Annotated in this window: 19 protein-coding genes; 5 read left to right on the top strand and 14 right to left on the bottom strand. The window is 47.7% G+C overall.

Annotated elements, in window-relative coordinates; translation table 11 throughout:
- Positions 1 to 3: 3 nt before the first annotated feature.
- The gene (locus IEX60_RS15005; RefSeq protein ID WP_188752038.1) at positions 4 to 744 is read right to left on the bottom strand and encodes a DNA-formamidopyrimidine glycosylase family protein; all 741 of its coding nucleotides are present in this window, start codon (positions 742 to 744) and stop codon (positions 4 to 6) included.
- A 115-nt stretch (positions 745 to 859) separates the two neighbouring features.
- On the bottom strand, positions 860 to 1,384 hold the full coding sequence (locus IEX60_RS15000; RefSeq protein ID WP_188752036.1) for a DinB family protein: 525 nt from the start codon (positions 1,382 to 1,384) through the stop codon (positions 860 to 862).
- A 141-nt stretch (positions 1,385 to 1,525) separates the two neighbouring features.
- Between IEX60_RS15000 and IEX60_RS14995 the strand changes: the two genes are divergently transcribed.
- Complete coding sequence (locus IEX60_RS14995; RefSeq protein ID WP_188752034.1) at positions 1,526 to 2,293, top strand: methyltransferase domain-containing protein; 768 nt, start codon at positions 1,526 to 1,528, stop codon at positions 2,291 to 2,293.
- A 19-nt stretch (positions 2,294 to 2,312) separates the two neighbouring features.
- Here the strand turns inward: IEX60_RS14995 and IEX60_RS14990 are convergent, their stop codons facing one another.
- The 4 genes from IEX60_RS14990 to IEX60_RS14975 form a co-directional block, all read right to left on the bottom strand.
- The gene (locus IEX60_RS14990) at positions 2,313 to 3,500 is read right to left on the bottom strand and encodes a DUF1266 domain-containing protein (protein WP_188752032.1); all 1,188 of its coding nucleotides are present in this window, start codon (positions 3,498 to 3,500) and stop codon (positions 2,313 to 2,315) included.
- Positions 3,493 to 4,224: a hypothetical protein gene (locus IEX60_RS14985; RefSeq protein ID WP_188752030.1), complete on the bottom strand. Its 732-nt coding sequence runs from the start codon at positions 4,222 to 4,224 to the stop codon at positions 3,493 to 3,495. Before IEX60_RS14985 ends, IEX60_RS14990 begins: the two co-directional genes overlap by 8 nt.
- Positions 4,225 to 4,239: 15 nt before the next feature.
- Positions 4,240 to 4,788 (bottom strand): hypothetical protein, encoded by a 549-nt coding sequence (locus IEX60_RS14980; protein WP_188752028.1) that lies wholly within the window; start codon positions 4,786 to 4,788, stop codon positions 4,240 to 4,242.
- Between the two features lie 306 nt (positions 4,789 to 5,094).
- The gene (locus IEX60_RS14975) at positions 5,095 to 5,559 is read right to left on the bottom strand and encodes a hypothetical protein (protein ID WP_188752026.1); all 465 of its coding nucleotides are present in this window, start codon (positions 5,557 to 5,559) and stop codon (positions 5,095 to 5,097) included.
- Between the two features lie 199 nt (positions 5,560 to 5,758).
- Here IEX60_RS14975 and IEX60_RS14970 point away from each other — a divergent pair, with 199 nt between their 5' ends.
- The 4 genes from IEX60_RS14970 (at position 5,759) to IEX60_RS14955 (ending at position 12,017) form a co-directional block, all read left to right on the top strand.
- Entirely contained in the window at positions 5,759 to 7,012 is a 1,254-nt protein-coding gene (locus IEX60_RS14970) for an exonuclease SbcCD subunit D (protein ID WP_188752025.1), read from the top strand.
- Positions 7,009 to 10,740 carry an AAA family ATPase gene (locus tag IEX60_RS14965; RefSeq protein WP_188752022.1) on the top strand — a complete coding sequence of 1,244 codons (3,732 nt, stop codon included), beginning with the start codon at positions 7,009 to 7,011 and terminating at the stop codon, positions 10,738 to 10,740. The genes IEX60_RS14970 and IEX60_RS14965 overlap by 4 nt, the downstream gene beginning before the upstream one ends.
- Before the next feature lie 34 nt (positions 10,741 to 10,774).
- The gene (locus IEX60_RS14960; protein ID WP_188752020.1) at positions 10,775 to 11,008 is read left to right on the top strand and encodes a hypothetical protein; all 234 of its coding nucleotides are present in this window, start codon (positions 10,775 to 10,777) and stop codon (positions 11,006 to 11,008) included.
- Positions 11,009 to 11,081: 73 nt separating this feature from the next.
- Entirely contained in the window at positions 11,082 to 12,017 is a 936-nt protein-coding gene (locus IEX60_RS14955; protein ID WP_188752018.1) for a homoserine O-succinyltransferase, read from the top strand.
- Positions 12,018 to 12,047: 30 nt separating this feature from the next.
- Here IEX60_RS14955 and IEX60_RS14950 read toward each other — a convergent pair whose 3' ends face one another.
- From IEX60_RS14950 to IEX60_RS14915, 8 genes are all read right to left on the bottom strand, one after another.
- Complete coding sequence (locus IEX60_RS14950) at positions 12,048 to 12,743, bottom strand: pseudouridine synthase (RefSeq protein ID WP_188752016.1); 696 nt, start codon at positions 12,741 to 12,743, stop codon at positions 12,048 to 12,050.
- Positions 12,744 to 12,827: 84 nt separating this feature from the next.
- Positions 12,828 to 14,246, bottom strand: coding sequence for a TlpA family protein disulfide reductase (locus IEX60_RS14945; protein WP_188752014.1), 1,419 nt, complete (start codon positions 14,244 to 14,246; stop codon positions 12,828 to 12,830).
- 109 nt (positions 14,247 to 14,355) lie between these two features.
- Positions 14,356 to 15,111, bottom strand: coding sequence for a LytR/AlgR family response regulator transcription factor (locus IEX60_RS14940; protein WP_188752012.1), 756 nt, complete (start codon positions 15,109 to 15,111; stop codon positions 14,356 to 14,358).
- On the bottom strand, positions 15,108 to 16,883 hold the full coding sequence (locus tag IEX60_RS14935; RefSeq protein ID WP_188752009.1) for a sensor histidine kinase: 1,776 nt from the start codon (positions 16,881 to 16,883) through the stop codon (positions 15,108 to 15,110). Before IEX60_RS14935 ends, IEX60_RS14940 begins: the two co-directional genes overlap by 4 nt.
- Before the next feature lie 103 nt (positions 16,884 to 16,986).
- Positions 16,987 to 19,683, bottom strand: a complete 2,697-nt coding sequence (locus IEX60_RS14930) for a peptidase associated domain and porin domain-containing protein (RefSeq protein ID WP_188752007.1) — start codon at positions 19,681 to 19,683, stop codon at positions 16,987 to 16,989.
- A 150-nt stretch (positions 19,684 to 19,833) separates the two neighbouring features.
- A complete protein-coding gene (locus IEX60_RS14925) occupies positions 19,834 to 20,754 on the bottom strand; it encodes an alpha/beta fold hydrolase (protein ID WP_188752005.1) in 921 nt (306 codons plus the stop codon).
- Positions 20,755 to 20,778: 24 nt separating this feature from the next.
- Positions 20,779 to 21,198, bottom strand: coding sequence for a hotdog fold thioesterase (locus IEX60_RS14920; RefSeq protein WP_188752003.1), 420 nt, complete (start codon positions 21,196 to 21,198; stop codon positions 20,779 to 20,781).
- 148 nt (positions 21,199 to 21,346) lie between these two features.
- Positions 21,347 to 22,177, bottom strand: coding sequence for an NYN domain-containing protein (locus tag IEX60_RS14915; RefSeq protein ID WP_188752000.1), 831 nt, complete (start codon positions 22,175 to 22,177; stop codon positions 21,347 to 21,349).
- Between the last annotated feature and the right edge of the window lie 250 nt (positions 22,178 to 22,427).

Below are 22,427 nucleotides of genomic sequence, written 5' to 3'. Positions count from 1 at the left end.
GGATTAATTGGGGTAAAGCACCTGACAGTTGCTACAGAAAAAACTCCTTCTGTTGGTTTTGCCTGTATGGGCCTTAGTGAAGGGGATGTAACACCGTGGACATGTCTTTTTGGTATGTGCTAACCAGTGTTTCTTTAACGTAAATTCTTTCTTCCAATGAAGAAACTGAAACGCATAATTCCGGACTTCCTGCACCATCTCTGCTAATTTAGCATTGGGTAGCGCTCCTAAAACCGACAAGGGGTGCACCCGGATACGGAATAGCACTTCATTCTTGATGATGTTTCCGCTTCCGGCGAATATATCCTGATTCAGCAAAGCATCACAGGCAAGCATACCGGGCGAGCGTTTCAGCTTTTCCAATGCCTTTGCAGCATTCCATTCATCGGCCATGATATCGCCAGACCAGTCATAAATTTCATGGACCGGTTTATCGAAAAGCTTTACAGAACATGCATAAAAGTTCAGCTCATCGGCTGCAAACTGTAAACTTAGTCTGACAGGAGAAGGTTTTCGTTCGTTGATGCGGTAACTCCCGAATAAAAGAAAGTGGATCCGGAGGGTATGTGCTTTGAAACAAATCAGGAAATGTTTGCCCCAGGAACGAAAGCTTACTACGGTTTTTCCCAGCAATACATATTGGTCGATTTTGCTGTTGCCCTCCACTGCACGGATCTGATGCCCCTCCAGGTGCAAAGCTTCCACAGCTTCTCTCAATATAACGATAGATGGCCCTTCCGGCATGAAACGTAAATTAGCATTTGATTGTGGCCGGTGCTTGGCCAGCACTCGTTGCTAACGAGTTTCTGATACAACAATTACGCTAAGGGAATGTTCTCAATTAAGAGCGTATTCCGTTTCAATATGTTATGTGCTCATCCACTTCGTACTTCATGCCCGGATAATTCAGTATCCTGCGCATCAAGCCCATTTGGCCACTGAGATAGTCTTCCCTGCCGATGCACATACCGACAAAGTTGAGTACCGTTTCTGGGAAAAAAGAAACATTCATGTGTAACGGAAATTCTTCGCTCAATCGGGCATCGGTAATCGTTAGCAGCGCATTATAAATAAACGGGGATACCTTGTGAAAATTCTCTTTAAGTTCTTTTAGCGTGGGGTAGGTGTTGTTTTCGTCCAGTGCTTTGGCCCGAAAAAATAAATCGTTGTACGGATCGGGCTCTTTACTGCCCAATACATTCGCCAGGCCATAGCGCATATTGACAAAATTCCCCGCCATCCAGACGATGTGATTGGTTCTACCCTCAATTCGTTTTAACGCATCTTCTTCCGAAATACCATCCAGCACATTCAGGAAACTTTGTGTATGCATCCTGTAGGCAGGAAGGATCAGATTCAATTGGGATGATAAGGGAGTGTCCATAACTTTTTGCTTTTATGAGTCCGTCATTCAGTTTACAAAATCAAAAATAGGATACATTGCCTAGTTATTACGATGACAAACGCGACAATATAGAGGGGCAAATAAGACAGAATTTACGTACTATTGTAAAAAGACACATACATGCCCTGGGATCCACAACGATATAATCGGTTTAAGCAAATCCGTTACCAACCGTTCTTCGATCTGCTAAATTTCATTTCAGCGGAAAATCTGAAAAACGGTGTGGATGTTGGCTGCGGAACCGGTGAACCGACGTCATTCCTAGCGGACAAATTTAAAAACGCAAATTTTCTGGGCATTGATTGTTCGGAAGAAATGCTCACGGAATCCCGTCGGTTTGAGAAAGATAACCTGCATTTTGAACGGGCTACCATTGAGGAATTTGCCCAATCCACATCAACATGGGATCTGATTTTTAGCAATGCAGCACTCCAGTGGTCAGATAACCATCGGGAGTTGTTTCCGAAACTGATTGCTAAATTACATCCGGGTGGACAATTTGCGGTGCAGATGCCCTTTCAGAGGGAAAATGTGCTGAACCAATTGCTGCTTGAACTGGTATCCGAAAAACCGTTCGCTGATTTGCTGGGCGGGTTTATCCAGATTTCGCCCGTGTTGACAATAGATGATTACGTAAAGCTGCTGTTTGATAGCGGACTACAAGACCTGGATGTTTCGTTAAAAGTCTACCCGATCATTGCAAAGAGCGAAACAGAACTGTATGAATTTATTTCCGGTTCTGCACTTATTCCTTATATGGAGCGACTGGATGAGGCGGCGCAAGAATTAGTAAAGACGGCGTTTATACAAAGGATACAAACCTATTTTGCCTCGTTTCCCGCAGTTTATCCGTTCAAAAGAATTCTGATGTACGGAGTTCGTGAATAAACACGTTCCCGTTGTCCATTCATTCCCCTTCGTCTTCGCATTGATCGCTGAATCGGAATCCGACTTCATTATGCGACTTATTCCGTTGGCTAATGTACTGCGCAAATCCCGTACGCATTTCCTCGGAAATCCCGGGTGTCTCTTCCGCTGCCCAAGGTAAATTCCGTTGTGGCCAATCGCACTCCCTATCGTATCGTTTCCACATCTCATGTCGCTTTGAAGTGACTTTTAGGTCATTTGACCAATATGCATTGCCCAGCCGGAGATTGTCGTAGAACGATTCAAAGCTATCAAACAGGTAATAAATGAGGTCTGATGCCTTTAAGATATTGGCCCAGGCATCTGCTTCCGAAATATAGCCGGCCATGAACGCCTCGCGCGACATCGGAATTACGCGCCATAAGTCAAACCCCCAAATGAGGGATTTGGGTCTGCCCGGCCGCCCTTCAAAACAGGCATTTACGTAGGCCGCAGGTTTATCGATCAATCCTGCCAGGCGGTTGATGAAATTCGCCTTTTGGCTTTCGATGTTTTTTAAATCCTCGTATGTGGCTCCACGTACGTACGATTTATAGTTCAGGAAATGGTCCATATCCAGTGCGAATGGCTTGGAATGCATACCGCCAAAGAGTTCCTCAACCACGTTGTCGTATTGGGCTTTGCTTACAGCGCCCCAGTCTTCATTTAAGCCTTGCCTATAATTACTCCTGTCGGCGACATAGAAAGAAGTGGGTTTGAATTTCGGATCATTGACGCGGATGTCACACGGGTAGTATTCCAACGTCTTGAGCCAGAAGCCACCGTGGTACATCTCTACGATATGCAACCGCAATGCCTTCGCCTGTGCGGGGGTCAAGGGCATAACATTTCCCAACCGGTAGTATTGCATTTGCTCTTTGGCAGGGAGGTTGGCCGCTCGTTTGTATAGCAGATACAATAACCCCGCCACCAGTACAAAGCCGGTAATCGATATTCCCAGCAGTACTACTTCCGGATTTGATCCCGACCCCACAGTTGGGGAGTTGTCTTTAAGCATGCCGGATACCGAGAAATACAGCAATGCACCAAACAGGAAAGTCAGCATACCCAGAAAGTAGACAGTCCATTGTTGGGCCTCAAAAAACCGGGCCAGTGCTTTTGCCCCCTTGGCCACGGGTATGCGTTCGCGGGTATTCGGTGTATTTTGGAGGAGATCAGGGTTATTCATGGTTTGCGGGGATTTTATATGCGTCAAAATTATCCTGATAGGTAGCCGATTCAAATTCGAAATCGGTGTCAACGCCTTTGAACCTGTTCTTCCTGCCGCCGCTGCTGAATTTTGTGTGGAAGGTGGGGCCCTCGAAATTGCTGTGATCTGCACGCATGGTTTCAAATGTAAAATCCCCGATATCTTCCGAAAGACGCAGCGTTATCGTGCTATCCTGTGGATTCACCGATTCAACGATTGCCCAACCCGCTCGCAATTTACCTCCGGCCATATAATCCCGCCCGAATAGGCTCCCGTAATAGCGGTCGCCCACCTCAGGCAATTGTGTGAATGCAGCCCGGTTACCTTCTTGTTTTGGTGCCGACACGAAAACGGCGTAAACGAAGGCCGCAATACCCACCATCACGAGCAGTCCCGCTACGGAAAAGACCAGCTTGCCCAAAGTCGTGATTTTGCGGTAACGTTGAACGGGATTTTCCTGGATTTGTTGCTGGACCAGCGCCTTCATTTCCGGTGTCCACTTCCGTGGTGGGATCTCTGCTTCGTCCTCCCCGAAAAACTTGGCAACCGGCTTTTTGACGACGGTTTCATTGAATCCCGTGCGTATAATGTCACGGTATAATACCAGATATACTTGTTTCTTTCTACCTGTCGAGTCATCGTCGATCGGGTAGGAACCGTTAAAATACGGTTCATATTCATGGTTTATTGAAATGATGATCATAGCGAAATAGGGCACTTAGTGGTTATAGCGTTTTTGCAAGTCGTTCAACATGGTGTCCAACGCTGAGTTCGCTTCATTCAGGACCTCCGCGTCAATGTCCGACATGCGGGTTGCATTCGTCAGGTTTGCCTGCTGTGCCGAGAAATCCAGTTGCGCCATTACCGAACCGTCTCCCCATAGGAAATCGTAAATCAACGCCGTACCGCGCTGGTGTTTCTCCTGATACTGTGCGAGATCTTTCAGCCAAGCTAGCATCGGCAGGATTTCGAGGTAGTTTTCACTGAACATAAGAATAATCAGGTACCACGTGCCGGGAGCGTCGTCGTAGTGTTGGGCGGCTCCCATGCGGGTATCCTTCAGAAATTCATCGATCAGTGTGCGGTTTGTATCCAGCCGATAGGGCTGGATGTCTGTTAGCGGAGGCTTCGAAACCATGTCATGGAGATCCCACCAAGCCGTCCAGTCATCATCGAGCACTACCTCCTTCGGTTTGCCATCCAGGAATTCTTGGAGTCTTTCTTTTTTAATTTCAATCTTCACGTAGAGTGAGTTCGGCTCTGACATACGGAATTATTTTCTGCTCAATTAGTAACCAATAATTTGTTGTTGCTTTTCATTTCTGCAATGAATTGGCATATCCCAAAGTTGGGAATGAATTTCCGGAATGGACAGCATCTTTGATCGACAAACTATCTACAATTTTGATTGAAGCATATACAAAGCGTATACCAGTTAACCATAGGGAGTTGCTGTGGCCACAATCTGTGTAGCCGATCCAAACACAAAGCCTTCCTCCATTACGGGGAAGGCCTTCTATTCGGTGTTAACTATTTTAGACCTCGATGGGAGGTGTTGTATTAGCGTGTTGTATTAGCGTGTTGTGCCAGCGGTTTGAGCCAACGCCTTTTTTGCTTTGTTAAATTCTTTCTCTTCTTTTTTGAGGGCTACCTCCAATTGCTTTTGCAGTTTTGCGATTTTCTTTGCCTCATAGGCATCGCGTTCAGCATGCAACTTGGCATAGCGGGCATTGATTTCGTCGATAGCCTTTTTACTTGGTTCCACGCGGATGCCCTTATCGATGTCCTGCTGGTACACACCTACGAAAAATTTATGTTCACGATCCAGGTCGGCATGATTGCCAAGGCTGGTTCTAATCCGTGCTTCCGCGAGGTCATACTGGTTATAAAGTACGCCCATGTTGTACTCGTGGAAGGCAACCGCTTCTTTCAAGGTTGCAACGTCACTTTTGCCGGTCGAGGGGTCAGTAGGAGTTCCGGCAAAACTATTTCCAAGGGCTGCTACACTAATCAGGGTGCTTAATACGAACGTTTTCATGATGATCTTGTTTATGATTATAAATTCTTGTTACTATTGTTTTTTGTAAATAAGACGACGAAGTGGAAAAAACGTTGCAGCAGGGTTGGATGATTTTAGACAAATGGTAGCTATGAATCGACCAACAAGTAGCACGTTAGACTAAAAGGCCGATTTAATAGACGAATAGCAGGTTCGTTTCGTAAATTTGTTCCCGTTTATGAACATCCTTCACACCGCCGACTGGCATTTGGGTCAGCTTTTTCACGAGTACGACCGCGTCTACGAGCACCAGCAATTTCTGGATTGGTTAGTGCAGACGTTGCAGCGGGAGGAGGTAGACGTATTGTTCGTCAGCGGGGATGTATTTGATCTGTCCAATCCATCCGCTGCGTCCGTCCGGCAATTCTACACGTTTCTCAACCGGGCCAGCAATGCCCGTCCGGATATCCAAATTGTAGTCACGGCAGGCAACCACGACTCCGCATCGCGGCTGGAGTCGCCGAAACCATTGCTCGAATCGGCTAACATCCATATGGTCGGGGTGGTTGAAAAAGACGGAGAGGGAAACATCGATTACGATAAGCTCATCATCCCGCTTATTAAGGATGGAAGCGTAAAAGCATGGTGCCTGGCTGTCCCATTCCTGCGCATGGGCGACTATCCTGCCCTCGCCGATTGCGATAATCCGTATGCAGAAGGTGTGGCAGCATTCTATCGGAATCTATATCAAACGGCTAAAAGCAAATATCAACCCGGGCAGGCACTCCTTGCCATGGGGCACCTGCATGCCAAAGGCGCGGAGACATCTGATATGGATAAAACTGAGCGGCTCATTATGGGAGGCGTGGAGTGTATCGCCGCTTCCGCCTTCCCGGATGACTTGGCTTATGTAGCGTTGGGCCATATCCACAAAGCACAGCGGGTCGGTGGCAGGGAGCATATCCGGTACGCTGGCAGCCCGTTGCCCATGTCGTTTTCGGAGATCAACTATAAGCACCAGGTTATCCTATTCACCGTTGAAGAAGGGCAGATTACCGAACCCCGGGCCATCGAAGTGCCCGTTACCGTGCCGTTGCTTAAAGTACCGGCTGTTCACAGCCGTATGGGAGAAGTATTGCTTGCCCTGCAGCGGTTACCGGTAGCGGCAGGGAAGGACCGCGCGACAGCTCCGTACTTGCAGGTGTCCGTCTTGCTCGATGCGCCCGAGCCGGGGCTGCGCCATAAGATCGAACAGGCCATAGCCGATAAATATGTCCGCCTTGCCCGCATCGATACGCGGTATCCGGCACAAAAAGATCCGGCAACAAGTGGGCTGATGCAATCGCCCGATCCGCTTCAAACACTCAGGCCGGTAGACGTCTTCAAGCGGGTATACGAATCGCGGTATGCCAATGAAGTGCCCGTGGAACTGATGGCACTGTTCAACGAAGTTGCCCAGCAAGTCTATGAAAAGGAAAGGGGTGAGGCATGAAGATATTGGCCATCCGTTTTAAAAACCTCGCTTCGCTGGAGGGTACTACGGAAATCGACTTCACGCACGAACCCTTATGTTCAGCGGGTATCTTCGCCATTACCGGCCCTACCGGAGCAGGCAAGTCTACCATTTTGGATGCCCTGTGCCTCGCATTGTATGCAAAGACCCCGAGGTATGCACAGGCCCGCGAAATGGGTGTCGAGATCGCAGATGTGCAGGGCAGCACCATCCACCAAAGCGATGTGCGTGCCATTTTACGGGATGGTACGGCGGATGGCTATGCCGAGGTGGATTTCGTCGGCATCGACGGTCAGCGCTACCGAGTCAACTGGAGCGTGCGCCGTGCGCGGAACAGGGCAGAAGGTGTCCTCCAGCAGGCAAACACCACGCTAAGAAACCTCACCTCGGGCAACGACATCGGTGGGCGGAAAACCGAGCTGTTGGCTGAAATTATCCGGTTGGTTGGCCTCAATTACGAGCAGTTTATCCGCTCGGTACTCCTGGCACAGGGCGATTTCACGGCCTTTCTCAAAGCAGACAAAGACCAGAAAGCGTCGTTGCTGGAAAAGCTGACCGGTACGTATATTTATTCGGAGTTATCAAAGAAGGTATTTGAGCGCTACCGGGAGGAAGACCAGCGGCTTATATTGCTGCAGCGCAGTCAGGAAGGTATCGTTACGCTCACCGATGACGAATTAAACGCGCTCAAAGGTCAGGAAGCCGCGTTAGCAAAAACACTCGGACAACTGGAAGCGTACATCAACGCGACCGCGATTGAAATCAAATGGCACGAAGATCTGAACAGTTACCAGGCGCAGGTACGGGAGGCGGCACATGCCCTCCGGGAACGCCTTGCCGAAAAGGAGCAATCTGCGCAGCGCGGAAACTACCTGAAACAGGTAGAGCAGGTTCAACCCACCCGCACGTGGGTGGATGCGCTGCATGAAACCGACGGGCAACTCATCCGCAGGCGGGAAGCATGCGAAGAAGCCCGGTCGCAGCAACAGTTATTGACCCAACAAGTTGCAGAAGCTGAAGCATCCGTGGTCGAAGCAACTCAATACCTGGAGGCACAGGTTACCACCCAGGAAGAAGCCAAGCCCCTGCTGGATACTGCTAAAAAGCTGGATGCGCAATTACAGGCCAAAGAGGCTGAAGTTGCCGACGCTCAGCAGCAATTGGATGCCCGCAAAGCGAAATGGGAGCACAGCCGTCAGCGCCTGTCACAAGAGCAGCACGAAGCCGAAGCGCTAACCCAACAAATCGACAAGCGGCAGGAATGGAAGGAAAAACGCAGCAACCGCCGGTCGGTAGCCGAAAACTGTACACTCATCATAGCTAAGCTTGGCGATGCCCGGAAGCAATTGGAGGCGGTCGAAAAGGCCTCGGAGCATGTAGCCCGGTACGAAGCCGAAATCAAAGCGAAGAACGTTGACTATATGCAACTGGCCCAACGTGCTGAAAACCTTACCAAAGAAGTAAGCGAAACCACAACCCAGCTTGATGCCCTGCAAAAGGAGCTCTCGATGATCCCTGCCGAGCAATTGCAGGAGGAGAGCAAAGGGCTAAGCGTCCGGTCAGAGGATATCCACGGTGCGCTTCAGGTATGGCGGCAAGTGGGAAAAGCCCTGCAGGCTGCACATACCTTAACGGAAAAAATAGCAAATGCCCGCAGGGAATTGGCTGATCAGGAAGTACAGCTTACAGCAGCGGCTATGGCTCTACAGGCTGTCACCGAACAGCGCAGAGCCTCAGCTGCGATGCTGGAAAAGGCCACCCTGGCCGCATCTGAAAATGTGGAAGCGCTTCGGGCAGAATTGGTAGCAGGACAACCCTGTCCGGTATGCGGCAGCGAAATGCATCCTTATGTCCATGAAAATCCACAGCTTAACCATGTGCTGGATGAGTTAAGGAAAGCCCATGAAACCCTTGAAGCAGCGTATGGTGAACAGCTGACCCGTCACAGCCAACTGACGCAGTCGGTCGATTCGTTGCGGCAAACCATCGCTACGCTGGAAGCCGACCGGCAAACAGGCGAGGCCGAACTTCTGTCACTGACCAACGCATGGAAGAATTTCGCCATCAGCGCAACCTGTACGGATATTGCGGAGGAAGAGCGGGACGACTGGCTCGTGGGGCAACTCACTCAAACCAAAGCCCGGCGGGAAGCTGTTGCTGAGCAACTTGAACACCATCAACTGTTGCAATCCGAGCGGGAAGTTCTCCGGCAAACGTGGCAAAACCTGCAAACCGCACATATGGATACCGCCAACGCAGTGAAAGATGTGGAGCTGGCTATCCAGGTACTCAACGAACGTCTTGCTCATGCCCGATCTGAGCAAGCCGACGGTACCGTCAGCCTCGAAGATACGCTGACTTCGTTGCAGTCCAATTTCCCCGACGACCTGTGGATTGCCAATTGGAAAGACCGGCCCGACATTTTTGTGGAAAGCATCCGCTCCTTTGCAGACGAATGGAAGCAAACAATCGAAGCATTGGAACGCGACCGTAACACGCTTGATATATTGCGGGCTACGATCGCCGGTATAGTAACGGAAGAACAAGCCTTAACCGCGGATGTCACCCAGGCAGCGCAGGATCTCGCCGATAAACAGGCCGCTTATCACGTGCTCAGTGAAACCCGCCGATCCATTTTTAACGGAGAAGCAATTGAAGCGGTAGAATCCCGGTTGAAGCAGCACGTGGTCCATGCACAGGATCGGTTAAATACCCAAAGGCAACTCCAAACACATCTTCAAACGGAAAAAACCCAAATGGATGCGATTATCAGCGAAGCCGAGCGTGAGATTGCCCGGTTGGATAAGCGTGCGCGTGAGCTGACCGTAAACATAGAACAATGGTTAGCGGATTACCGGGGCAGGCAGCACGTCGCACTGGACCGGACTGCACTGAGGGCATTACTTTCGCATCCCGCGGAGTGGATTGCCGGCGAGCGAGAAGCGCTTTCTGCCATTGAACGTGCCGTTACCCAAGCCATGTCTGTATGGGAGGAGCGCCAGCGGCAACTTACCCAACACGAAATAAAGCGGCCGTCTGACCAAACCGTAGGTGATCTGAGGCTGAAATTGGAACAACAGCAGGCCAGCCGGTCCGAATCCCTTCGGGAACACAACGAAATCGGATTCCGGTTAAAGCAGGACGAAGCCAATAAGCAACGTCTGGGCGATTTGCTGGCCACTATACAGGCACAGGCTGCGGTGGTGGAAAATTGGTCCAAGCTGAATGAAATTATCGGCTCGGCCGATGGTAAGAAATTTCGGCAGGTAGCACAGGAATACACGCTGGATGTGTTGCTTGGTTACGCCAATGTGCATTTGGAAGTACTATCCAAACGCTATCGGTTGGAGCGGATACCGCATACGCTGGGCCTACAGGTATTGGATCAGGACATGGGCGATGAAGTGCGTACCGTATATTCCCTTTCGGGTGGCGAATCCTTCCTGGTCTCCCTGGCTTTGGCATTGGGACTAGCCTCGTTATCGGCCAGCCGCATGAACGTCGAGTCTTTGTTTATTGACGAGGGATTCGGCTCGCTGGATCCGAACACACTCAACATCGCAATGGATGCGCTGGAGCGCCTGCATAACCAGGGACGCAAGGTAGGGGTGATTTCGCACGTGCAGGAAATGACCGAGCGGATACCGGTGCAGATCAAAGTGAGCAAGCTGCACAGCGGGCGGAGCAGTGTCGAAATTGTTTCATAAAATTTTACGATCTTTACGATCTAAAAATGATCGCATGATAGAGCCCTTTGATATCGAAATCTTCGAGTACACCTATTCCGTTTTTCCCGAAGAAGAAGGTGTATATACCATCTATAAGGAAGGAAAAGAATACCTGCAGATACAAAAAGACACCGAAAGCCAATGGCTCAAACTCGATCCTGAGTCAGGAATCCCGCTTTTTGGGTTGGACGAGGAGGTAAATGCGATCGGACAGGCAATCGCTGTCCGCGAAAAAAATAACCTGTAAAGGCTCAAAGTTCTGTAAACCCCAAAATTCTCCTTATTTTTGTTCACAAATTAAAGGGGGACGAGAGAATAGCATGCCAGTAAAAATACCAGACAATCTTCCAGCGATCGCGCAACTCAAAAATGAGAATATATTTGTGATGAATGACCTGCGGGCGAATACACAGGACATCCGTCCGATGCGTGTCATTATCCTGAATCTGATGCCGCTGAAGATTTCAACGGAGACGGATTTTATCCGGTTGCTATCCAATAACCCGCTGCAGGTTGAGGTTGAATTTCTCCGTTTGGATACCCATACGCCTAAAAATACGCCCTTGGAGCACCTGGAATTATTCTACAAAGGTTTCAGGGAGGTCTCGGAAAATTATTACGACGGAATGATCATTACCGGCGCGCCCGTGGAGATGCTTGAATTCGAAGAAGTATCCTACTGGGATGAAATCCGGATGATTTTCGATTGGGCGAGAAAACACGTCACGTCGACACTGTATATCTGTTGGGCCTCCCAAGCAGCACTGTACCATTTTTACGGGGTCAAAAAAATTCCGTTGGACAAGAAGCTGTTCGGAGTGTTCAAGCATACCGCAGTTGATAAAAGGCATCCATTGTTCCGTGGTTTCGACGATGAGTTTTACATTCCGCATAGCCGTCATACCACCCTTGAAGACATCAATTCGGAAGAGGTTGCGATTCTGTCGGAATCAGACGAAGCGGGGGCAGCTATCCTTGCATCGCGCGGAGGCCGTGAATTTTATTTGACCGGACATTCTGAATATGCGCCCCGGACACTCCATGAAGAATACGTAAGGGACCTGGAAAAAGGTGCTCCAATCGATGTGCCGAAGCATTATTACGCAGCAGATAATCCGGAAAATCCACCCGTTGTCCGTTGGACAAGCCATGCGAATCTGCTGTTCAACAACTGGTTAAATTATTTCGTTTACCAGGAAACCCCCTTTGAACTGGCGGAAATAGCACATTTGGAAGAAATCAAACACAACGGTTGATGACATTGGGGAAATGTGTATACACCGTTTTTACAGTTGCTCCGGGTACAAATTCAAAATCGATAGCGCCCGCTTGAACTCCGATTGGAGTGGGGCTTTAATAGTCAAATCCAGTCCGGTGATGGGGTGTCTGAAATGCAGTTTGCTTGCATGCAATAACAGGGTGTCCATGTGAAACGTTTGCTTCCAGAGTCTGTTCTGTTTATTGCAGCCGTGGGGCCGGTCCCCGATAATGGGGTGTAGGATATGTGCGAAATGCCGTCGCAGCTGATGCATCCTGCCGGTCTCCGGCCGGGCTTCAACGAGTGAGTAGCGTGACGTCTGGTGCTTGCCGAAGGGAAGTGATATTTCTGCGGTTGCCACGGTAGAAAAGCGGGTCAATGCATCCTGCATGCTGCCGTTTTCCTTTTTTAACGGGTAGTCTATCTGGCCTTTTTGCGGCGTGTAGCCCCGCAATATCGCCAGATAGGTCTTGTGCGTCTGCCGGGAGGCGAATAGTTGCTGCATCTTGCTGTCGCTGGCTTTATCAAGTGAAAACAAAAGTATACCACTGGTTTTTCGGTCCAACCGATGGGCCGGGTAAACCAGTTGTCCGATCTGGTCCCGCAACAGCTGAAGTGCAAACTGTGACGCATCGTTCGCGATTGACGAACGGTGCACCAACAGTCCAGCGGGTTTGTTAACCGCGATCAAGTGTTCGTCTTTATACAGGATATCGAGTACCATTCTTTCCGTTGCGAATATAGGATTCCTGCACGCAATTTACTACCTACGATTCGGCCTGTGAGACCTGTGGCCGGCTGGTAATACTTATTTAGCTAATGCTTCGTCGATTTGATTGTTGCCCAATCTTGCCGTCAATTGACCCGGACGTTGGGGATTGTTATTGGCAATGGTACCGTCTCGGTTAATCAAGATATATTGTGGAATGGCATGAACGTTATATGCTTGGCAGACGGGATGCCTGCTCCAGCCCTCGGCAATCAAGTTCACACCGTGTAATTCCTGTTGTTTGAGAGCGGCTTTCCACTGCGCTTCGCCTACGTCTACGCAGATGTTGACAAATACCACGTCTTTATCTTTGTAGTACTCGTGTACCTTTGGTACATAGTGCTGGATATCGTACATGCAGGGCGCACAATATACCCCCCAGAAATCAATGTATACTACTTTTCCCTTGAAATCGGCTAAAGAGACCGCTTGGCCCGCTTCATTTTTTAACGTAAAAGGAGGAGCTTCTCTGCCTGGATAGATATTTTGCATACGGGCATAAAGCTGTTCCGTTTCTGATTTGAAAAATGGGGTTTTACACTCCTCAATAAATAGAGTATATGCATCTTTTATATAATCAAAGGGAGTCTGTCTGAGATATCGGGTTAATTCCTGCGCCATTAGCCAGTCCTGCATAATGTCCGAACCCTGGGAAGCGCGCACCCGATGATACCACGTTATCGGGAAATTTACCTGTTCGCTTCCTCCATTTATCGTTTTGGTTCCCATATATGGATTTGCCTTGCTTGTGGTCGCCATATAAAAATCACGGAAGTCGGGAATATGGATGAAATGGCTTTCATCGTACCAAGGAAAAGGGTCATCCAGTTTGAAGACCGCATAGTCGGGTACGGTATCCAACACGGCCCGCAAGCGAAAGGTAGGGTAGAGTTGTTGGTCAATCAAGAGGTTGGTAAAGTTGTAATACTGCGCCAGCAATATCCGGTCAAGATCGGCTTTACCACTGTCTGCATGGTCAAGTACGGTTTCCAGCACGGCGTTGTACCTTCCATTTATCCGTTCGTATTTTTCGGCAGGCGTGTAAGTGTCTTTATTCTCGTGGAGTTCATTCCGCAGCTCGATCAGGGCAACACGGTGTTTCTGGTAAATTTCCCGCTGTACCTGGAGCTGCGTGTTTCTCACCGGATCTTCACTGTGTATGCTCAGGGATTCGAGCAGTGCATGTTGGTCCCAATTCAAGGTTAGTGTATCGTTTTCGCAAACGGATAGGATGATGGTCCGGCTTCCGGGTAGATACAGATAAATGTCCTGTGTATTACTGACTTCAAACTGTTCACTGAATGTACCATCGGGCTTTATCGGCACTGCTTTCGTAACAACGTCGAGGTAGGTAGTCATCCCCAACTCAAAGAAATCCTCATCGAAATGTTGTACCTTCCCGCGTAACACGAAATAACCCGGCTTGCCGAAATGCTGGATAAGTGAATCCCGCTGCATTTTTCGCGTTGTAATTTTATCTTGTGAAGATCCGATTAGGGGTGTAAAGAGGGCCAACGAAAGAAAACACGCCCTATAAATTAGCTTTAATATTGACTTTATCATCTCGCTACTTAAAATGTGTTAACAGTTTATTTAGTACGGTTTCTTTTTTATTCCTCGAAATCGGTATTTTGGAATCGTCTTCCAATAGCAGATAACCGCTGTCTTCTTTGAGCAAGCTTTTTATATATTTCCGGTTAATCAAATGCGATTGATGGCAACGGATGAATCCGTAATCTGCCAATAGTTCGGAATACTCGAAAATAGGTCGCGACACAACGACCGATTCACCTGTTACCAGGAAGAAGCTGGTATATGCATTGGACGATTCGCAGCGGATGATATCAGCAGGCCGTACAAACCGCGTCTCTTTCAGGCTAGATAGGGCGAGGCGGTGCTCTTCCTTCGTTCCCTGATGTTTCAGCATTTCCAGTAGGTTTGCCACTTGTGGATTGGAACGGTTTCCGATTTTCGTCTCCACCTTAGCGATGGCTGTTTTCAAATCGTCGATGTCTACCGGTTTCAGCAGGTAATCGATGGCAGAGAATTTGATCGCCTGTATCGCATATTGGTCAAAAGCCGTTACGAAAATGACTTCAACAGATTGGTCGGGCAACGCCTTTAGCACCTCAAAACCGTTCTTCCCGGGCATATGGATGTCCAACAGCAGTAAATCCGGTTGGAGATCGCGGATTTTCCCGACAGCCTCATCTACGTCCATCGCGGTGGCTATTACCTGCACGGCGGGGCAATATTCCTGAAGCAAGCCCTGGAGGTTTTCGATGTTACGTTGTTCGTCGTCTATCAGTATGGTACGTATCATAATAACCAGTTTTTAAATTGAATGCAAACCTCGGTCAATCCGTCGTTACGGCCAATAGCCAATTCCATCCGTTGCCGTTCAAGCATTGAATTAAGCAGGCGGATCCGTTCATGGGTCAATCTCAATCCAAATCCGGCGGTCTCATTCTGTTCTTCAAAGCCGTTGCCATTGTCTTGGATATTAAAGAGCAGGTCGTCGTTTTTTATGTACACCCGTATCTTCAAGGCACCTTGTTTGTATAAAGGTGCTGCGCCATGTTTGATGGCATTTTCAACCAAGGGCTGCAACAGCAATCCCGGAACTTCCAATGCGTGGGTATCAATACCGGGCTCCACTTCGATATCGTAGGTGAATCCGAAACGCAGCTGTTCCAGCTTAAGATAGTTATCCATGAGCTTTATTTCCGTGGCCAGGCTGGTAAATTCGTCTTTGCTCCGCAGCAGTGACTCCCGCATCAGTGTGCTAAAGGTACTCAAATACTGATTGGCCGTTTTATTATCGCCCTTGGTCACCAGCCCTTGGATGGAGCTCAAGGCATTGAACACGAAGTGGGGGTTAAACTGTGAACGGATGGACTTTAATTCCGTCTGCGCCAATTGCCGTTGTACCTGCTGTGTGGCAAGCAGCGTGCGTTGCCTAGCTGATTTCCAAAGCAAGGCGAGCACACCCGAGGCTGACAGTACGGCTAAAACCATCGTTAATTTAAACCAGGCAGTCTGGTACCATGCGGCCGCAATGCTGAAGGGATAGGTACAAACATTATGGCGTTGTACGCTGTAGCGGATCTTGAGAATATAATCATCCGGTTGCAGGTCTTTGATCCAGATGAAGTTCAGGTCGAAGTCATTGGCCTGCCATCCCGTGCTGTCGTTACCGTTAACCACATTGTATTCAATGACTTCTTTCCTGTCGACAATATCATCGAGGTAGAAAATCAGGCTACTTTCGTTCGGTTCAAACACGTGTCGGGGTCGGAGTAAAACGGAATCGCTGGCCCAGTCGACCATCCGTACCGATAATTCATCGGGTGCCCATTGTTTTTTAAAAATTTTCAAAAAATCAGCGAGTTCGGCAAATGTAAAGGTGCCCAGTACAGCAGGTGTACGCTGTACCCATAATGCCGACATCCTGACTTGAACTACGTTGGAAAGATCAACCCGCCTCACTTCAAATGTGAGGCTTTTACCGAACGCCTGTTTAAAGTGTCCCAAATAGGTCATCTCTTCATCCTCCTGGCCGGGGACTTCGATTTGGGTTAACATGTATGCTTTCGTAAATAGATGGGGTTTCGTCCAGGGGAGCACCTCGCGGGTTTGATCTTCAAGTACGCGGAACTCATATTGATCCGCATTGCGGCTACTGATTCCGTTCACCGTAATGATAATACCCGTCGAATCGAAAATCGGGATTGCATATTTGCCCGGATAACTACCTACAGCACTCACATAATAGTTGGACGAATCGGCTTCATAATTCCTTAATTCCGGTATTTTTTGGTGAGCATAAGGGGGGGTGATTGTCAGTGACTTCGAATAAAATGCGCCCATTTGCAGATAGGGCTCTTTCAAGTCTGTCCTATGGTTGGCACTTTCCCGGTAAAACCGAGGCGCCGGAAAACTATAATAGGTGTACCGAAGGTATTGGCGTATCGTATCCCCGTGTCGGTCCGCTGCGAGTAGCGGATGTACGCTGTCCAATTGCATCGTTAACCGCTGGCCGCACACAGAGGCGGTTAACGAAAAGAAATAGCAGATAAGGGCAATGCGTTTCATAACTTTATAAACTCCTGCAAAGCAACGGTATTAGCGCTAAAAAAGAAACCAGTGATTTGAATCGGGTGGTCGTGTTTTTGAAATTAGCTTGTGTGTATGATACTTATTTGGTTGGTGTAGCAAGAAACTTGTATACCACACCCAACATAAAATACTGACGTAAGGTCAACTGTTCCTGATAGTAATTGGTATTACCGTAGCCACCCATCCATATATTTTGGTTTTGGTTGAGGATATCAAATGCCGTAAACTTTAACTCTCCTTTCCGCTGCATGATGGGGTAGTAGAGTGAAGCATTCACGATGTGGAGATTGGTGCGGTCATTACGTAGACTTTGCGGTTGGTTTTTAACGGTATATGCTGTTTCCAACCGGAAGCTTTTTATATCATCCAATCGGAATACAGCGCCGATGCTATGCGAAACGTTTGTAATATCCCTGAAATTGACGGTCTGTCTTGCGTTATTTACCGTGTTCATCTGAATGCCATAGGTGGGTATTACCGTCACTTTATTTTTATAGGTTACATTCAGCGTATTCGTCAGATTGCCATAAAAGCTTCGCGCCTTGTTTTCCTCACCGTTTACCGTGTTGAATGACACGTTAGACGAACCGAAACCCGATACCGTTAAGCTAACATTCCAGGATTTGGATTGTGTGAAGCGTTTCATCAAATGTATATTTGCAAATAGATTATCGGTGCCTGGCGCCTGGTATCGTTCATAAACCGATTCGGAACTGTTTACATTGTAAGATCTTTTCGAACCGATGCTGTAATCGTTTACAACGTAACCAATCGAAGCATTCACATTTAATTTAATGCTGTTGAACCAGTTGTAATAGCGTAAGCTAAAGTTATCCTCCATTTGGTTATTGAAGTAAGGGCTTGCAATCGTTAGGGAAGTGGGGTATAGGTTCGAATTTACCGCTATCAACTGGTAGAATGAAGGCAGCCGAACATACTTGGCGTAGGACAAGGTCATTCCCCGGTAGTTCAGCGATACATTGGGCAGCCAATAATTCAAGTTATCATTCAAGTCAGCCGTTTTTCCGTAGTAATGATAGTCGCGCCGTAAATCCAGCCACTCGACGCCGAGGGAAATTTTTAGTTTCTTTTTAAATAAGGAAGCATTTGCTTTGGTGCCCAGGTAAAGAAAGCCAAACCGCCCCTGTTTGTTATTGGCTACATCATCCCGGCTTGTATACTCGTCTGCATTTATTTTACTATCAATGGATTCCAGATTCCGTTTAAGCTCCCAATTATAACGGGTATACCAATCCCAGTTTATCTCTTCTCGAATCGGGATTTGTAAATTCACCGTATTCCCAATACGCATTTCATTCGTGTTTCCCCATGTCAGCACACCCTGATTAACGGTGCTGTCGCTAAATAAATAATAACGGTTAAACGAGTTCTGCTCGTTGTCATTCTGCGAAACCCGATTTTCCAGGGAGTGGGTGAGCGACAAAAGCATTTTTGAACGGGGGAATTTCTTCTCGGCATAGAAATTATACCGGTAACGGTTGTTCGATCTCTCCGAATTGTTATGGTTTTCCCCTTCCCGGACCTGTGTTTCGTCATCCCGCAAAGTATTGGAATTCCCGTGATACTGATTGTTATTCTGACCGAGCTCTACATTCGATTCCAATGAAATTCGGGCCGTGGTGTCCGGGGTATACCGTATAAACGCCCGGATTCGATGCGCATCATTTTTGTAAGTTGAATTGTCACTATTACTGGCTATTTCGGTAATTGACTCATAAAAATTTGAACTGATACCTTTATTATTGACATAATCCGTTTGCTGTTCAAAGGTGTACATCAGATTGGTCTTTAGCTTTTTTTCAATGTCGTAGTTCGCATTAAGAGCCAATGATATCTTGTTCTGTAAGCCACCGTATGACATATAGCTGTAAGAATTATTCTCAGCGCGATTCATGCCGCCGTACTGTGAAAGCTCACTGTAGTCAAACCCTTGCCGGCTGAGGTTATTAGCGTACCCGATAAAACTGATTTGCAGGGTATCTCGGAAGGTGTTGACTAACGCTCCCCCTTCATAGCGGTCACGTGTGCCGCCACTGCCGTAGAATTTTCCAAAATCCGCTTTTACGAACTCCTTTTTGGTTTTTAGATTAATGACAATGGGAAGTTCTGAGTCATCCAGAATTTCCCGCTTTGAGTCGCCCTTATCTTTAATCACCTGTATGATATCCACTAATGATGCATCTAGGTTTCGGGTAGCCAATGTGAGGTCCTGCGCGAAGAAATCTTTGTTATTGACGCGTACGGCCGAAACTTGTTTGCCCTGATAGTAAATCGTACCATCCACATTTACCTGCAGACCCGGCAGCAACTGTAATAATTCCTCCACATTTGCATTTGGACGTGTTTTGAAATAATCCGCTTTATACTCCAAGGTGTCGCCATTGAGCCGGATGGGGGCAACTTGTGTCACAACCACTTCATCGAGGTTGTTTCCCGACATCTGAATCGTGTCCAGAACAAGTTCTTCCTTCGCCTTTAACCGTATTTCACGATGGAAAGGGGAACTGTTTATATGCGTGATATATAACAATAAATCTCGTTGTGCCGGTATTCTGATCAGCTTAAATTTTCCTGCATCATCCGTTAACGAATAGCTTAGCACGGTTGAATCTGTAACTGCAACAATTGATACGGTGGCCTTGATCAGCGGTTGCCTATCCGCATCCAGCACCACGCCGGTTACCGAACCATAATTTTGAGCGAAAAGCAGTTGACAAAACAGGAAAAAGCTGATTGAAAATAAAATACGCACCATTTTTATATGCCTAATATAGGTTTACAGGCCCAATATAGGATAATCTTTTAGATGGCCGCTCATTTATGTTGAATTTGCAGCTATTTCCTGCCTACGGTGTAGCAGATGCTCCAGGTATTCCTGTATTCTTCCGTATGGGAACGATGATTTCTAACTTCCATTTTCAGCGATGGCTTTCTTCAGCCACTCGGATATGTCAGCAAAGACCCGCTGCCGTTCGTCCTCGTTAAGTACTTCGTGGCGCATGCCGGAATAGAGCGTTAGGTCAACCCGCTTAAACCCACGGGCCCGCAATCCCGCTACAGTCTTTTCCACACCTTTCCCGAAATCGCCGATGGGATCATCTACACCACTGACAAACAGAAAGGGCATCCCTCGGGGGATGTTTTCTGCCCAGTTTGATCGGGTTGCCCTGACATTGAGTGAGATGAGTCCGAAGAATGCATTGTTGCTGAAAGCCACACCGCATAGTTCATCCTCCAGGAATGCTTTTCTATTTGCTAGCCCGACGCTCAGCCAATTCGTGCCGTCATTAGGGTCTTCGTGCTTGAATTTCCGGTTGTTTATTTTCGAAAAGAGCGCATTGAGCCACCTGCTGCGTTTTTCTGGTGCGATGCGGTTCGCCAGGTACAGTACCGGGCGAAAGAGGGCCGCCAACGGATTCGGTCCGCCCGTCCCTACCAGGATTACACCGTCAAACAGGTGTGTAGCTTTCTTCAGCAGTACACGGGCAACAAACGACCCCATGGAATGCCCCATCAAGATCAGGGGTGCATCAGAAATGCGTTGCGAGAAGAAGTAGGCCATCTGTTCCGCTTCATCAACCAGGAGGTCACCGGGTTGATCCCTGCGGAAAAATCCCAATTGTTCTTTCGATTTTGCCGTGTGTCCATGCCCCCTATGGTCGTAGGTAAGCACAGCATATCCCCGCTGCTTTAAATAATCTGCGAAGGGTTCATACCTTCCGCTATGTTCCTGCATGCCGTGCAGCAGCACGATGGCCGCCTTTACGGCAATACCATCAGGCTCGTATACGGCATAGTGGATATGATTGGGAGCAATGCGTTCCATCCTGATTAAACTAAAAACCCGAACTCATGGGTGGTCAATGATTGCAACAGTAAGCCTACTGATACAAACTAATTTATCGTCTTTGTTTACAATCTTGATGTTCCAAACATGTGTTCTCCTTCCGATGTGTATGGGTTCACAGATACCCTTAATTTCACCGTCACTTACGGGTCTTAAATGATTGGCATTTACCTCCAATCCAACAGCAGCATATTTTTCGCGATCAATAATCAGCGCGCTTGCATAACTTCCAATGGTCTCGGCCAGTACCACAGACGCACCTCCGTGTAAAATACCTTGCGGTTGATGGGTTTTGCGATTTACGGGCATCGTTGCCGTTAAGGAGTTTTCGTCCCATTCGGTAAATTTGATTCCTAAAAACGTACCCATGTATTCAGGAGCGTTATTTAGTTCGTCCAGATTTATCGGTGTTCTCCAAATCATCTTAGCAGCTTTTATACGCAAGAATACCAAAATAATTCCGCTTCCTTTTTCGTTTGCTTATTTTCTTCTTCCGTTCAATCAGTTTTTCACGCTCATCCCGATTCGCATCACCCGTATCATTTGAACAGTGCAGTTCGGACGAGGATCATTATCTCGTAGACTTTTTCCGGGCTGCCTTCAACGGCTCTCTGATCTTGATATAGACGTGTTTGATTTTTGTTTTTTCGGTGGATTTCTCTTCTACCTCAAAATATTTATCCAACGATTTGAATAACGGTGTAAGTTTCAGAAATCCATAGATCCTAGGGTCAAAATCAGGTTTCCGCTTGTTGATCAGCCCGCCTATTGCAGACAGTGGCGCCCATCCTCCCTCATCAGCCACGTCGTTAACGGTTGCCCGCAACAGGTCAATCGTTTCAGGGTCAATGGATTCATACGTTTTCGTATCACGAACGGCCTGTCTTTGGGTAGGGTCCGTAGTGGCATTTGCTATTCGGGAGGATACCTTTTCCCGGGGGGGGGAGAGGGTAGCAGTTTCTTTACCCAGTATTTCAATGTATATGAACTTGTCACAGGCCGCGATGAATGGTTTTGGTGTCTTTTTTTCCCCAACGCCAATAACCATTTTTCCCGACTCCCGGAGTCGAATAGCCAATCGGGTAAAATCACTGTCGCTCGAGACGATGGTAAATCCATCTACCTGATGGCTATGCAAGATATCCATCGCATCGATGATGAGCGCAGAATCCGACGAATTCTTACCACTGGTGTAGCTATACTGCTGTATAGGAGTGATTGCGTGTGTGAGCAGTGGCTCTTTCCATCCGGTTACGTGAGACTTCGTCCAGTCCGCATAAATCCGCTTGATGGAAGGAACACCATATCGCTTTACTTCATCTAAAATGTTTTCGATTGTTGAGCTCGACACGTTGTCAGCATCAATCAATACTGCTATTTTTAGATCCGTAGCTTGAGTCATACAAGGGACGGATTAATCTTTTCTCTTTTTTTCCGCCTGTTTCAGCTTCTTATCCGCCCTTTTTTCCTTTAGATTCTTTACGGCAGTTTTCTTGCCGCTGTCCTTTTTTGCTCCTTTATCTTTTGCCATGACCTTACGTTTAATTTTTGGTAAGATACTGTTTTTAATCTGTAATTGCTAAGAATTGAAAGATAAATATCTCTTCAATAAAAAAGCTGATATTCAACAATTTATTTCTACCTTCGTACCT

Source organism: Parapedobacter defluvii, from assembly GCF_014642075.1.
Lineage (GTDB): Bacteria > Bacteroidota > Bacteroidia > Sphingobacteriales > Sphingobacteriaceae > Parapedobacter > Parapedobacter defluvii.
The sequence above is the reverse complement of the archived record's forward strand: the minus strand, read 5'-3'. Positions and strand labels throughout refer to the sequence as shown.